This is a genomic window from Microbacterium sp. FW305-3-2-15-F-LB2 (assembly GCF_058787255.1).
The window spans coordinates 1,765,070-1,778,077 of record NZ_JBYSZO010000001.1 but is presented as its reverse complement, the minus strand read 5'-3'; the positions used below and the strand labels follow the sequence as shown (position 1 = coordinate 1,778,077).

At 69.8% G+C, this 13,008-nt stretch carries 15 protein-coding genes; 13 read left to right on the top strand and 2 right to left on the bottom strand.

Annotated elements, in window-relative coordinates:
• From AC3WLZ_RS08615 to AC3WLZ_RS08570, 10 genes are all read left to right on the top strand, one after another.
• Complete coding sequence (locus tag AC3WLZ_RS08615; RefSeq protein WP_492469749.1) at positions 1 to 735, top strand: 16S rRNA (uracil(1498)-N(3))-methyltransferase; 735 nt, start codon at positions 1 to 3, stop codon at positions 733 to 735.
• Positions 736 to 826: 91 nt separating this feature from the next.
• Complete coding sequence (locus AC3WLZ_RS08610) at positions 827 to 1,174, top strand: HIT domain-containing protein (protein ID WP_492469748.1); 348 nt, start codon at positions 827 to 829, stop codon at positions 1,172 to 1,174.
• Between the two features lie 49 nt (positions 1,175 to 1,223).
• Positions 1,224 to 2,252, top strand: coding sequence for a PhoH family protein (locus AC3WLZ_RS08605; RefSeq protein ID WP_492470960.1), 1,029 nt, complete (start codon positions 1,224 to 1,226; stop codon positions 2,250 to 2,252).
• Entirely contained in the window at positions 2,249 to 2,716 is a 468-nt protein-coding gene (gene ybeY, locus AC3WLZ_RS08600) for an rRNA maturation RNase YbeY (protein ID WP_412924569.1), read from the top strand. The genes AC3WLZ_RS08605 and ybeY overlap by 4 nt, the downstream gene beginning before the upstream one ends.
• Positions 2,713 to 4,026, top strand: coding sequence for a hemolysin family protein (locus tag AC3WLZ_RS08595; protein WP_492469747.1), 1,314 nt, complete (start codon positions 2,713 to 2,715; stop codon positions 4,024 to 4,026). Before ybeY ends, AC3WLZ_RS08595 begins: the two co-directional genes overlap by 4 nt.
• Positions 4,023 to 4,916: a GTPase Era gene (gene era, locus AC3WLZ_RS08590; protein WP_492469746.1), complete on the top strand. Its 894-nt coding sequence runs from the start codon at positions 4,023 to 4,025 to the stop codon at positions 4,914 to 4,916. Before AC3WLZ_RS08595 ends, era begins: the two co-directional genes overlap by 4 nt.
• A 31-nt stretch (positions 4,917 to 4,947) precedes the next feature.
• The gene (locus AC3WLZ_RS08585) at positions 4,948 to 5,925 is read left to right on the top strand and encodes a quinone oxidoreductase family protein (protein WP_492469745.1); all 978 of its coding nucleotides are present in this window, start codon (positions 4,948 to 4,950) and stop codon (positions 5,923 to 5,925) included.
• Entirely contained in the window at positions 5,922 to 6,509 is a 588-nt protein-coding gene (locus AC3WLZ_RS08580) for a GNAT family N-acetyltransferase (protein ID WP_492469744.1), read from the top strand. Before AC3WLZ_RS08585 ends, AC3WLZ_RS08580 begins: the two co-directional genes overlap by 4 nt.
• A gap of 150 nt (positions 6,510 to 6,659) precedes the next feature.
• The gene (leuA, locus tag AC3WLZ_RS08575; protein WP_492469743.1) at positions 6,660 to 8,420 is read left to right on the top strand and encodes a 2-isopropylmalate synthase; all 1,761 of its coding nucleotides are present in this window, start codon (positions 6,660 to 6,662) and stop codon (positions 8,418 to 8,420) included.
• 10 nt (positions 8,421 to 8,430) lie between these two features.
• A complete protein-coding gene (locus tag AC3WLZ_RS08570; protein WP_492469742.1) occupies positions 8,431 to 9,219 on the top strand; it encodes a methyltransferase domain-containing protein in 789 nt (262 codons plus the stop codon).
• Between the two features lie 72 nt (positions 9,220 to 9,291).
• Here the strand turns inward: AC3WLZ_RS08570 and AC3WLZ_RS08565 are convergent, their stop codons facing one another.
• A complete protein-coding gene (locus tag AC3WLZ_RS08565; protein WP_412924562.1) occupies positions 9,292 to 10,002 on the bottom strand; it encodes an SDR family NAD(P)-dependent oxidoreductase in 711 nt (236 codons plus the stop codon).
• Positions 10,003 to 10,070: 68 nt separating this feature from the next.
• Between AC3WLZ_RS08565 and AC3WLZ_RS08560 the strand changes: the two genes are divergently transcribed.
• Positions 10,071 to 10,604, top strand: a complete 534-nt coding sequence (locus AC3WLZ_RS08560) for a TetR/AcrR family transcriptional regulator (RefSeq protein ID WP_412924561.1) — start codon at positions 10,071 to 10,073, stop codon at positions 10,602 to 10,604.
• 51 nt (positions 10,605 to 10,655) lie between these two features.
• On the opposite strand, the gene AC3WLZ_RS08555 is transcribed toward AC3WLZ_RS08560, so the two are convergent.
• Complete coding sequence (locus AC3WLZ_RS08555) at positions 10,656 to 11,366, bottom strand: trimeric intracellular cation channel family protein (RefSeq protein WP_492469741.1); 711 nt, start codon at positions 11,364 to 11,366, stop codon at positions 10,656 to 10,658.
• A 73-nt stretch (positions 11,367 to 11,439) separates the two neighbouring features.
• Here AC3WLZ_RS08555 and recO point away from each other — a divergent pair, with 73 nt between their 5' ends.
• A complete protein-coding gene (gene recO, locus AC3WLZ_RS08550) occupies positions 11,440 to 12,168 on the top strand; it encodes a DNA repair protein RecO (protein ID WP_492469740.1) in 729 nt (242 codons plus the stop codon).
• Positions 12,165 to 12,971 (top strand): isoprenyl transferase, encoded by an 807-nt coding sequence (locus AC3WLZ_RS08545; protein WP_412924558.1) that lies wholly within the window; start codon positions 12,165 to 12,167, stop codon positions 12,969 to 12,971. Before recO ends, AC3WLZ_RS08545 begins: the two co-directional genes overlap by 4 nt.
• Positions 12,972 to 13,008: the final 37 nt, after the last annotated feature.

Here is a 13,008-nt window from a genome sequence, read left to right as displayed (position 1 = left end):
GTGGCGCTGCATTTCGTGACCGACGACGCGTCGGCCGCCGGCGTCGGCGACGTCGTGGTGCTCACCGGTCCGGAGGCGCACCACGCGGCCGCGGTTCGCCGTGTCCGCGTCGACGAGGCCGTCACCCTCGGCGACGGTCACGGAGTCTGGCTCGAGGGCCTCGTGACGGCCGCCGCCCCGAAGCAGGTCGACGTGCGGATCACCGCCCGCGCCGAGCTTCCCGGCCCCTCGCCGCGGATCGTCCTGGTGCAGGCCCTCGCGAAGGGGGACCGCGACGAGCTCGCGGTGCAGGCGGCGACCGAGCTGGGGGTCGATGCGATCGTCCCGTGGCAGGCCGCGCGCAGTGTCTCGCGGTGGGATGCCAAGGCCGAGAAAGGCCTCACCCGCTGGCGCACGATCGTGCGCGAGGCCGCGAAGCAGGCCCATCGCGCATGGATCCCCGAGATCGAGGGGGTGGCACGCCTCGCCGATCTCGTGTCTCGCGCGAACGGGGCGCGCGTGCTGGTGCTCGAGCCCTCCGCCGAGGAGCGCCTCGCGGCTGTGGCATCCGACCCGTCCGATGATCGCGACGTCGTCCTCGTCGTCGGCCCCGAGGGCGGGATCGCGCCGGACGAGCTCGAGGCACTGCACCATGCCGGGGCGCGCCTCGTCCGCCTCGGCGACACGGTCCTGCGCACCTCGACCGCGGGAGCTGCGGCGATCTCGGTGCTCTCGGCCGCGACGGGGCGTTGGTAGCCCCTCCCGACCGGCCTCCCGGCAACGCCCGACCGCAGATCGCGGACGCGCGCCCGACCCCCTGTCTGACCCCGTCGATAGACTGGATGCCATGACCGAGCCGTCGATCTTCACGCGCATCCTCCGAGGCGAGATTCCCGCCGAGATCGTCGCCGAGACCGAGAACGCCTTCGCGATCCGCGACATCGCGCCGCAGGCGCCGGTGCATCTGCTCGTGATCCCCAAGACCGAGCAGTACCGCAACGTCGTCGAGCTGGCCGCGGGAGACCCCGATCTCCTCACCGAGATCGTGGGCCTGGCCAACTCCGTCGCCGCCGAGCACGCGGACGGCGATTTCCGCCTCGTCTTCAACACCGGCGCCGGTGCCGGTCAGACCGTCTTCCATGTACACGCCCACGTTCTCGCGGGCGGACTGAACGAAAAGAGCACGGGTGGCTGATTCCCCCGAAGAACCCGTCGTCGAGCGTCTGTACGCCGACGGCGTGGCCATGGTCCAGCTTCTGGGCCCCCAAGACCGCCTGCTGCGCGTGGTCGAGAAGGAGCACCCCGACGTCGACGTCCACGTGCGCGGCAACGAGATCACTCTCTCCGGCGGCGCGTCCGCCGTGGCCGCGGCGAAAGGCCTCGTCGAGGAGCTGCTCACGATGACGCGCAACGGGCAGGGTCTCGATCCGGCCGACGTGTCGAGCTCGAGCCGCATCCTGCGTTCGGACGGCGGCCCTCGTCCGTCCGAGGTGCTCGGCGAGGCGATTCTGTCGTCCCGCGGCAAGGTCATCCGGCCTAAGACTCTCGGGCAGAAGGCCTATGTCGATGCGATCGAAGAGAACACGATCGTGTTCGGCATCGGTCCGGCCGGTACCGGAAAGACGTACCTCGCGATGGCCAAGGCCGTGCAGGCGCTGCAGCGCAAAGAGGTCAGCCGCATCATCCTCACGCGTCCGGCCGTCGAGGCGGGGGAGCGGTTGGGCTTCCTCCCCGGCAGCCTGACCGACAAGATCGACCCGTACCTGCGCCCCCTCTACGACGCGCTCAACGAGATGATGGACCCCGACATCGTCCCGAAGCTCATGGCGACGGGCACGATCGAAGTCGCGCCGCTGGCCTACATGCGCGGGCGCACCCTGAACGACTCGTTCGTCGTGCTCGACGAGGCGCAGAACACCACGCCCGAGCAGATGAAGATGTTCCTCACGCGTCTCGGCTTCGGCACGCGCATGGTGGTCACCGGCGACATCACGCAGATCGACCTGCCGCAGGGCGCGTCGGGGCTTCGCCTGGTCACTCGCGTCCTCGGCGACATCGATGACATCCACTTCTCGTATCTCACGAGCGACGATGTCGTGCGGCACACCCTGGTGGGCCGTATCGTCGATGCGTACAGCGAGTACGACGAGAAGCGTCTCGTGGCCCGGCGCGAACGCGACGAGGCCTCCGAACTCTCGAACCGTGCCGAACGCCGCGGCGCGGCCCGTCCCGCGGGTCCGCGCGATCACCTCCCGAGACGAAACCGCTCATGACGATCGAAATCAACAACGAATCCGGCCACGAGGTCGACGAGCAGGTCCTCCTGCGACTGATGGAGTACAACCTCGCCGAGTTGCACGTGAGCGCGGATGCCGACGTCGCCATCGTGCTGGTCGACGAGGGTGCCATGGAGTCCCTCCACGTGCAGTGGATGGACGAGCCCGGTCCGACCGACGTCCTGAGCTTCCCGATGGACGAGCTGCGCCCCGGCACCGAGGACTCGCCCACCCCGGCGGGCCTGCTGGGTGACATCGTGCTGTGCCCGGCCGTCGCCGAGACGCAGGCCGTCGCCGCGAAGCACTCGACTCAGGACGAGCTGATCCTGCTCACCACGCACGGCCTCCTCCACCTCCTCGGCTTCGACCACGCCGAGCCCGACGAGGAGCGCGAGATGTTCGGTCTGCAGCGCGAGCTCATCACCGGTTTCCAGGCCGTCGAGCGTCGCCGCCGCGCATGACCGCGGCCGTCCTCCTCGTCCTCGCGCTCCTCCTCGTCGCCTTCGGCGGCTTCATGGCCGCGTCCGAGGCGGCGCTGGGCGTCACGTCGCGCGCCGATCTGGCCGAACTGGGCACGAGCGGCCGCAACGCCCGCTCGCTCCAGCGCATCGCCGACGACCCCAGCGCCCACATCACGGCCGTGACGTTCATCCGCGTGCTCGCCGAGACCAGCGCCGCGGTCCTGGTGGCGGCGGCGTTCATGCTGCTGTTCGACAACATCTGGCTGGCGCTCATCGCCGCGGCGGTCCTCATGACCGGCATCTCGTTCGTCCTCGTGGGGGCGAGTCCCCGGTCGGTGGGCCGGCAGCACGCGACGGGCCTCCTCCGCGGCGGGGCTCCGGTGATCAGCGGCATGCGCATCCTGCTGGGACCGCTCGCCCACGGACTGGTCGCGGTGGGAGACCGCATCACCCCCGGCGTCGCCCGGTCGACGTCGTTCGCGTCCGAGGAGCAGCTCCTCAGCATCATCGACGAGGCCGCCGAGAACGAACTCATCGAACAGGACGACCGCGAGCTCATCCACTCCGTGTTCGACTTCACCGACCGCTACGTGCGCGAGGTGATGGTCCCCCGGACCGACATGGTGACCGTGGATGCCGCAGCCACGACCCGAGAAGCCCTCGCGCTGTTCCTCGACAAGGGCGTCTCGCGCGTGCCCCTCGCCGACGACGATGCCGACGACATCGTCGGCATGCTGTATCTGAAAGACCTCGTGCAGTTCGGGTTCCGCGAGGAGGAGGGGTGGCGCGACGCGCCGATCCGCCGCATCGCGCGTCCCGCGGTCTTCGTGCCGGAGTCGATGAAAGCCGAGACCCTGCTTCAGCAGATGAAGAGGGATGCCGTGCACGTGTGCCTCGCGATCGACGAGTACGGCGGCGTCTCGGGGCTCGTGACGCTCGAAGACCTGATCGAGGAACTGGTCGGTGACATCTCCGACGAATACGACGCCCCCTCGACGGAGGTCGTACCGCTCGACGACGGCCGATTCCGCGTGAGCGCGCGTCTCGGCCTCGACGAGGTCGGCGACCTGTTCGGCCTCGAACTGGATGACGAGGACGTCGACTCCATCGGGGGCCTGCTGGGCAAGGCGCTGGGTCGCATCCCGCAACCCGGAGCCACGGCAGAGCACTCCGGCCTCGTGATGACCGGGGGAGCGTCGCGCGGGCGCAACCGCGGCATCGCGACCGTGATCGTGGAGCGGGCCGCGAACGACGACGAAGACGACGAGTCGGCGCCCGCGGGCACCGGCCGCGAGAGGAACGACAGATGAGCGACAACCGATCCGGCTTCGTGACCTTCGTCGGCCGCCCGAACGTGGGGAAGTCCACGCTCACGAACGCCCTCGTGGGCGAGAAAGTCGCCATCACGAGCGACAAGCCGCAGACGACACGCCGCGCGATCCGCGGCATCGTCAACCGGCCCGCCGGTCAGCTCGTCGTCGTCGACACTCCCGGCATCCATCGTCCGCGCACGCTGCTCGGGCAGCGACTGAACGACCTGGTCGAGCAAGTGCTCGGTGACGTCGACGTGATCGCGTTCTGCGTGCCCGCCAACGAGAAGGTCGGTCCCGGTGACCGCCGCATCGCGGAGTCGCTCTCGGGCTATCCGCGTGCGAAGAAGGTCGCACTGGTCACGAAGACCGATGCGGCCACGCGCGAGCAGATCACGGAGCGCCTGATCGAGGTCGACGCGCTGCGCGAGGACTGGGCGGCGGTGATCCCGCTGTCCGCGGTCACCCGCGAGCAGCTCGACGTGCTCAGCGATGAACTCCTCGCTCTCATGCCCGAGGGTCCCGCGCTGTACCCCGACGACGTGGCGACCGACGAGTCGCTCGAGGACCGGATCGCCGAGATCATCCGCGAGGCGGCCCTCGCGGGCGTCCGCGACGAGCTGCCGCACTCGATCGCGGTCACCGTCGATGACGTGTCGGCACGCGAAGACAGCGATCTGACCGACGTGTACGCGAACATCGTCGTCGAGCGCGACAGCCAGAAGGCGATCATCATCGGCCACAAGGGCTCGCGCCTCGCCGACGTGGGCGCACGGGCACGCAAGGGCATCGAGCCCCTCGTTGGCGGCCGGGTGTACCTGTCCCTGCACGTGCGCGTGGCCAAGGAATGGCAGCGCGACCCCAAACAGCTCGGGCGACTCGGTTTCTGAGCCGGCCGACCGCGACGAGAGGACGACGATCATGGCCAAGCAGTGGCGCGCACATCAGCCCGGTCCGGTCGAGGACTGGACGTTCGACGAGGTCGAGGTACCGGCCCCGGGCCCCGGAGAAGTGACGATCCGCGTCCACGCGGCGGGGATCAACCCCGCGGATGCCAAGCATGTCGCCGCCGCACGACCGGATGCCAAGCACGTCGCCGCCGCACGACCGGGTGCCTCGTTCCCGACGCCCATCGGCTACGAGCTGTCGGGCGAGGTCGCGGCGGTGGGCCCCGACGCCCTCGGCGGGACGGGACCGCTCTCGGTGGGGGACGAGGTCGTCGCGTTCCGTGTCCAGGGGGCGTACGCCACCGACGTCACGGTCCCCGCGCGCGACGTGTTCGCCAAGCCCGCGACGCTGTCGCACGCCGAGGCGGCGAACCTGCTCCTGGCCGGCACCACCGCCGCCGAGATGATCCAGGTCACGCGTGCAACGGCCGGCGAGACCGTCCTGCTGCACGCCGCCTCCGGCGCCGTCGGCGTGAGCCTGCTGCAGCAGGCCCGCGAGCTCGGCATCCGGGTGATCGGCACCGTCGGCCCGGATGGCGAGGAGTCCGCCGCGCGCGTGCGTCGGTTCGGCGGCATCCCCGTCGCCTACGGGGATGGCCTGCGCGAACGTGCCATCGAGGCGGCCGGCGGTGAACCGATCGTCGCCGCGTGGGACGCGGCCGGAACCGATGAGGCGATCGACGTCTCGCTCGCCCTCGTCGCCGAGCGCGACCGCATCGTCACGATCGTGGCGCCGCAGCGCGCGGAATCCGACGGGTTCCTCTGGATCGCCGGGGCCCGACCCGAGAGCACCCGCTTCCGCGACATCGCTCGCGCCCACATCCTGGAGCTCGCGGCATCCGGGGTGCTCGAGGTCCCCATCGCTCGCACGTTCCCTCTCGCCGACGCGGTCGACGCGGTGCAGTTCGTGATGGACGGCCACCCGGGCGGCAAGGTCGCGCTGCTTCCGTGAGCGATTCGCCGTTCGTTCTGCCCCCGGCTCCGGCCCGTCTGGACGTCGTGCGCGAGCGCGTCCGACTGCGCCCCGTCGTCGACTCCGACCTCGCCGCGCTGGTCACGTACCGCGGCGATCCCGCGGTGTGCCGTTTCCTGCCGTTCGAGCCGCAGAGCGCCGACGACATCCGCGAGCGCATCGGCCACCTCTTCGGCGGGACGAGCCTCGAGGGGGAGCGCGGAGGCGTCGTCCTCGCCGTCGAGCGGGTGGAGGACGCCACGGTGATCGGCGATCTGGTGCTGTTTCACCTGGATGCCGACGCCGGCTCCGCCGAGATCGGCTGGGTCGTGAGCCCCGTCGCCGCCGGACGCGGCCTCGCGACAGAAGCCGTTCGCGCACTGATCGACACGGCGTTCTCGGTGTACGGGCTGCGCCGCCTCGTCGCCCGCATCGACGCCGACAACGCCCGCTCGATCGCCCTTGCCGAACGCCTCGGGATGCGTCGGGAAGCGCACCTGATCGAGAACGAATGGTTCAAGGGCCGGTGGAGCGACGAGGTCGACTACGCCATCCTCGCGCGCGAATGGATGCCGGGGGAGTGAGCCGCGGCTCGCGCGAGTGCTAACATCGCAGAATGCGCTTCCGTGGCCTGCTTCTTCTTAGCTGCCGCGACGAGTCCTCGTTCTAAGGGCCTTCCTCGTCGCGGAGCTCGTCGTCGGCCCCTCCAGACAGACAAGAGAAGCGACCCCGTCATGAAGAACACGCAAAAGCCCACGTCCGCTCCGGTCCACAAGTACCGTCCGTTCCACGAGCAGATCCGCGTCGATCTGCCCGACCGCACGTGGCCGAGCACGCGCATCGAGACCGCACCCCGCTGGTGCGCGGTCGACCTGCGCGACGGCAACCAGGCCCTCATCGACCCGATGAGCCCCGAGCGCAAGCGGGTCATGTTCGACCTGCTCGTGCAGATGGGCTACAAGGAGATCGAGGTGGGGTTCCCGAGCGCCAGCCAGACCGATTTCGACTTCGTCCGTCAGCTGATCGAGGAAGACCTCATCCCCGACGACGTGACGATCCAGGTCCTGACCCAGGCCCGTGAGCACCTCATCTCCCGCACGTACGAGGCGATCGCCGGCGCCAAACAGGCCATCGTCCACTTGTACAACTCCACGTCCGTGCTGCAGCGCGAGGTCGTCTTCCGCACCGACCAGCAGGGCATCGTCGACATCGCGCTCGAGGGCGCGCGCCTCTGCAAGAAGTACGAGGCGACGATTCCCGAGACGCAGGTCTACTACGAGTACTCGCCCGAGAGCTACACCGGCACCGAGCTGGAATTCGCGCTGCGCATCTGCAACGAGGTGCTGGAGGTCTTCCAGCCGACACCCGAGCGCAAGGTCATCCTGAACCTGCCCGCCACCGTCGAGATGGCCACGCCCAACGTCTACGCCGACTCGATCGAGTGGATGTCGCGGAACCTGAACCACCGCGAGAACGTCATCCTGTCGCTGCACCCCCACAACGACCGCGGCACCGCGGTCGCGGCGGCGGAGCTCGGCTACATGGCCGGCGCCGACCGCATCGAGGGCTGCCTGTTCGGCAACGGCGAGCGGACCGGCAACGTCGACCTCGTCGCGCTGGGCGTGAACCTGCTGACGCAGGGCATCGACCCCCAGATCGACTTCAGCGACATCGACCAGGTCAAGCGCACGGTCGAGTACTGCAACCAGCTGCCCGTGCCCGAGCGCAGCCCGTGGGCGGGAGACCTGGTCTTCACCGCCTTCAGTGGATCGCATCAGGATGCCATCAAGAAGGGCTTCGAAGCGATGGAGGCCCGCGCGGAGGCCGAGGGCAAGACCATCGACGAGATCGAGTGGGCGGTCCCGTACCTGCCGATCGATCCGAAGGACCTCGGACGTTCCTACGAGGCCGTCATCCGCGTCAACTCGCAGTCGGGCAAGGGTGGCGTGGCCTACCTGCTGAAGGCCGACCACGCGCTCGACCTGCCCCGCAAGCTGCAGATCGAGTTCTCCGGCGTCGTGCAGGCCCGCACCGACGCCGAGGGCGGCGAGGTCTCGAGCGCGCAGATCTGGGACATCTTCACCGACGAGTACCTGCCCACCACCGACGACGATCAGCGTTGGGGCCGCTTCGAGCTCCTCTCGACGCGGTCGTCGAGCGACATGTCGGGCGATGTCTCGCTCGAGGTGACGCTGCGCGACGGTGAGTCGATCCAGGCGGCTTCGGCGGTCGGCAACGGCCCCGTGGCGGCGTTCCTCGAGATCGTTCGGGCGCAGGGCTTCGAGGTCACGCTGTACGACTACGTCGAGCACGCGCTCAGCTCCGGCGGCGACGCGCAGGCCGCGGCCTACGTCGAGCTGCAGGTCGACGATCAGCGCCTGTGGGGTGTCGGGATCGACAACGACATCTCCACCGCGTCGCTCAAGGCGATCGTGTCCGGCGTCAACCGCGCCATCCGCACGCGTCAGCGCTCCGGCGCCCTCGCCGGCGTCTGAGCCCCCGGCCGTGGCCTACGCCCACGGACACCACGAGAGCGTGCTGCGTTCCCACGCCGCACGGACCGTCGCCGATTCGGCGGCCTACCTGGTGTCCTCGCTGTTCGCCGGCGCCCGCGTCCTCGACGTGGGCGCCGGCCCCGGCACCATCACCGTCGACATCGCCGACCGGGTCTCCCCGGGACGCGTCGTCGGGATGGATGCCGCGCCCGACGTCATCGAGATCGCGCGCGCCGCGGTGGGGGACCGCACGAACGTCGAGTTCCGCGTCGGCGACGCGTACGCGCTGGACCTTCCGGACGGCTCGTTCGACATCGTCCACGCGCATCAGACCCTCCAGCACCTGGCCCGCCCGGTGGACGCGCTGCGGGAGTTCCGGCGGGTGGCCGGCCCGGACGGCCTCGTCGCGGCGCGCGACGTGGACTACGGCGGCGTGATCTGGCATCCGCGGATCCCCGCTCTCGACGAGTGGCTCGTGCTCTATGACGCGGTGCACCGCGGAGTGTCGGGCGAGCCGAACGCCGGACGCGTGCTCAAGGCGTGGGCGCGCGAGGCGGGCTTCACGCGCATCGACGCGAGTGCGAGCGTCTGGGTGTTCGACACGCCGGAGAAGCGCGCGTGGTGGGGCGGGATGTGGGCGGACCGCATCCTGGCTTCGGCGTTCGCCGGGCACGCGCTGCGCCTGGGTCTCGCCGACCACGCCTTGCTTCAGCGCATCTCCGACGCGTGGCGCGAGTGGGCCGAGCATCCCGACGGCTGGTTCCTGATGCCCCACGGCGAGATCCTGGCCCGCTCCTGACTCGCCTGAGGGGTCACTTTCTGTCGCCTGGGCGCGCCCGAAGCGACAGAAAGTGACCCCTCGCGCGTCCGGTCACCAGGAGACCGGGGTGCCGGTTCGATCCAGGAAGCGGAGGCCGGGCGTGCCGCGCTGCTCCTCGACGGTGTCGATAAGGGGCGGAATCGCCTCGTCGATCTCGAGGCCCGCGCCGGCACCACCCATGTCGGTGCGGATCCAACCGGGGGCGAGGAGCAGTAGGGCGCGCGCGTCGTCCGCGTGACGGGCGGCGAAACTGCGCATGAGCTGGTTCAACGCCGCCTTCGAGGCGCGGTAGACCTCGAATCCCCCTGAGGTGTTGTTCGTGATGCTGCCCTGGCCCGACGACAGGACCGCGATCGTTCCCGTCTCAGCGACCAGCGGGTGCAGCCTCTCGACGACACGCATCGCCCCGAGCGCATTGGTGGCGAGAGTCCGGGCGAAGTCGTCGTCGTCGATGTCGGCCGCCGCCTGGGTTCGAGGCGCGAGCGAGATTCCGGCGACAACGAACAGCAGGTCGAAGGTGCGGCCGCGCAGACGGCTCGCCAGAGCGGCGATCTGAGCGCCGTCGGCGATGTCCACGTGCTCGAACTCGACGCGGTCGGACGCGGCATCCCGCACCGCCCGGAGCGGTTCAGGAACATCGCCGCGCACGGTCGCGACGACGTGTGCGCCGCGATCGACGTAAGCCCGGGCGATCGCGAGGCCGAGACCGCGCGAGGCACCGACCACGAGAACCGACCGGTGGAACAGGGGCGTGTGTGTCATGGCATCCTCCACTCAACAAGCGATGAGTGGAACTCTACGCCTTCGCTCATCAGTTGTAGAGTGAACACATGAACGTCTCAGGATCACGCGCCGAGAAGCGGGCGGCGACGGCGGAACGCATTCTCCGGGCGGCCCGCGACGAGTTCGGCGACCGCGGGATGGAGGGCGCGACGATCCGGGGGATCGCGGCGCGCGCAGGCATCGACCCGTCCCTGGTGCTCCAGCACTACGGCTCGAAGGCCGCACTGTTCGCGCTCGCGGTCGAACCGGTGGCCGACCTCGGCGACAGGGACGTCGAGTCCCACCTCAGCGACGTGCTCGACGTGCGCCTCCGCGTACTCGATCCCGCCACACGAGCCCTGTTGCGATCGATGCTGACGTCGCCGGACGCGGCTCAGGCTCTGCGCGCCCACCTCGAAAACCGTGCAGAGGCACTCGCCGACGGTCGTGGTGACGAGGGGCGGACGCGCGCCGCGATTCTGGTCTCGAGCATCCTGGGGGTCACCATCGCACGCCACTTCCTCGACCTTCCCGCGCTCCGCGATGTCGACGGCGATCAGGCCGCGCACATCCTCGGCGCGCTGCTCGAACCGCGCGCGTGAGAGGTCACTATCGGTCACCTACGGGCCTCCGAAGCGACAGAGCGTGGCCCCTCACACGTCCGGGTCGTCGACCCGGATGATCGGGATGCCCGTCGTCTCGACCGCGACCTTGCGGCGGTGGAGCTTGCGCTGCTCGGGCAGCGAGAGATCGAACAGCACGGCGAGGATGCGGATCACCGTCGTGACCACGACACCGATCACCGCCGCGACGGGCAGAGGCACGCCGAAAGCCGCGGCCGTCGCGAGCACCGCGCATCCACCACCGGCCGCGACCGCGTAGAGCGAACCGACGTGCATGATGGCGACCGGAAGCCCCATCAGCACGTCGCGCAACACGCTCCCACCCGCCGCCGCCACGACGCCGACGAACACCGCGGGCACCGCGGGAAGACCGAGCGCGAGCGCCTTCGACGTGCCGAACGCTCCGAACAGGCCGATCACGACGGCGTCGAGCATGATGATCGCGCGGTTCAGGCGCTGGAAGATCCCCGACAGCAACATGCCCACGAGCGATGCGGCGATCGCCGTGAGCAGATACCAGTTGTTCTGCAGGGTCGCGGGGGTCAGCCCGAGAAGGAGATCGCGGATGAGTCCGCCGCCCATCCCGAGCAGGATGCCGATGATTGCCACGCCGAGGAGATCGAGGCGGCGCTGTCCCTGGAAGCCGGAGGCGAAGAGCGCGCCCTGCACTCCGCCCAGGGCCACGGCGGTGAGGTCGGCCCACAGCGGGATGATGAAGACGGGCGGGTTCACGGCATCCATTCTCCCGCCCCGCCGGCGCAGGCCCGCGCGCGGCGCACCGCCGACTCCCGGGGTCGCGGGACGATAATGGACTGTGCCCACCTACCGCGACGAAGTCGTGGTCCTGCGTACCCACAAACTCGGGGAGGCGGACCGCATCGTCACCCTCCTCAGCCGTCGCCACGGCAAGATCCGCGCGGTGGCGAAGGGCGTCCGGCGCACCTCATCGCGGTTCGGGTCGCGGCTCGAGCCGTTCATGGTCGCCGACGTGCAGCTCTACCAGGGCCGTACCCTCGACATCGTCCAGCAAGCCGAGTCCCTCGGGGCGTACGGTGCCGAGATCGCGCAGCATTACGACCGCTACACCACCGCCAGTGCGATGGTCGAGACGGCCGACCGATTGAACGAGGCCGAGGCGACCCCGCAGCAGTATCTGCTCCTGGTCGGGGGACTCCGCGCCCTCGCGCGCGGCGATCACGCCGCGCGCAGCGTGCTCGACTCCTACCTTCTGCGCGCGATGGCGCTGTCGGGGTGGGCGCCCGGCCTGGGCGAGTGCGCGCGCTGCGGCACGGTGGGCGACCACGACTACTTCCTCGCCCAGCTCGGCGGTGTCGTGTGCTCCGCGTGCGCGCCGGCGGGTTCGCCGCGCGTCGCCCGCGAGACCGTCGACCTGATGCGCGCGTTGATCGCGGGGGAGTGGGACGTCGTGGATGCCGCCCCCGACCGCACCACCGCCTCCGCCTCCGGTCTCGTCGCGGCCTACACCCAATTCCATCTGGAGCGGGGTATCCGCTCCCTCTCGCACCTGGAATCGAGTCGATGACCCCGAAGCCGTACACGCACCGCGACGCCGTCCCGTACCGCCCGCTCGACTGGACGGGGGAGTACCCCCCGACCTTCCCCAAGGGTTCGGTACCCGAACACGTCGCGATCGTCATGGACGGCAACGGCCGGTGGGCCAACCGGCGGGGCTTGACCCGCATCGAGGGGCACCGCGAAGGCGAGGCCGCTCTCCTCGACGTCGCTGCCGGAGCCATCCAGGCGGGCGTGAAGCACCTGTCCGTGTACGCCTTCTCCACCGAGAACTGGTCGCGCTCGCCCGACGAGGTGCGCTTCCTCATGGGTTTCAACCGCGAGGTCCTCCACCGACGCCGCGACCAATTGAACGAGTGGAACGTGCGCATCCGCTGGGCCGGCCGCAGGCCGCGCCTGTGGGGTTCGGTCATCAACGAGCTGCAGGCGGCCGAGCGACTCACCGCGGGCAACGATGGCCTCACCCTGACGATGTGCGTCAACTACGGCGGACGAGTCGAGATCGTGGACGCGGTCCGCCGGATCGGCGAGGAGATCGCCGCCGGGAGGCTCAAGCCGTCGGCCGTCACCGAGAAGCTGATCCGCCGGAACCTGTACCAGCCCGACATGCCCGACGTGGATCTGTTCGTGCGTTCGAGCGGCGAGCAGCGCACCTCGAACTTCCTCTTGTGGGAGTCGGCGTACGCCGAGATGGTGTTCCTTGACACCCTGTGGCCCGACTTCCGTCGCACGCACCTGTGGGACGCGATCGGCCTGTACCTCTCCCGCGATCGACGGTTCGGCGGCGCCGTCGACACACCCGACACGAAGTGAATGCCGCTTTCGGAATAAGCCCGTCACCCGAAAGGTT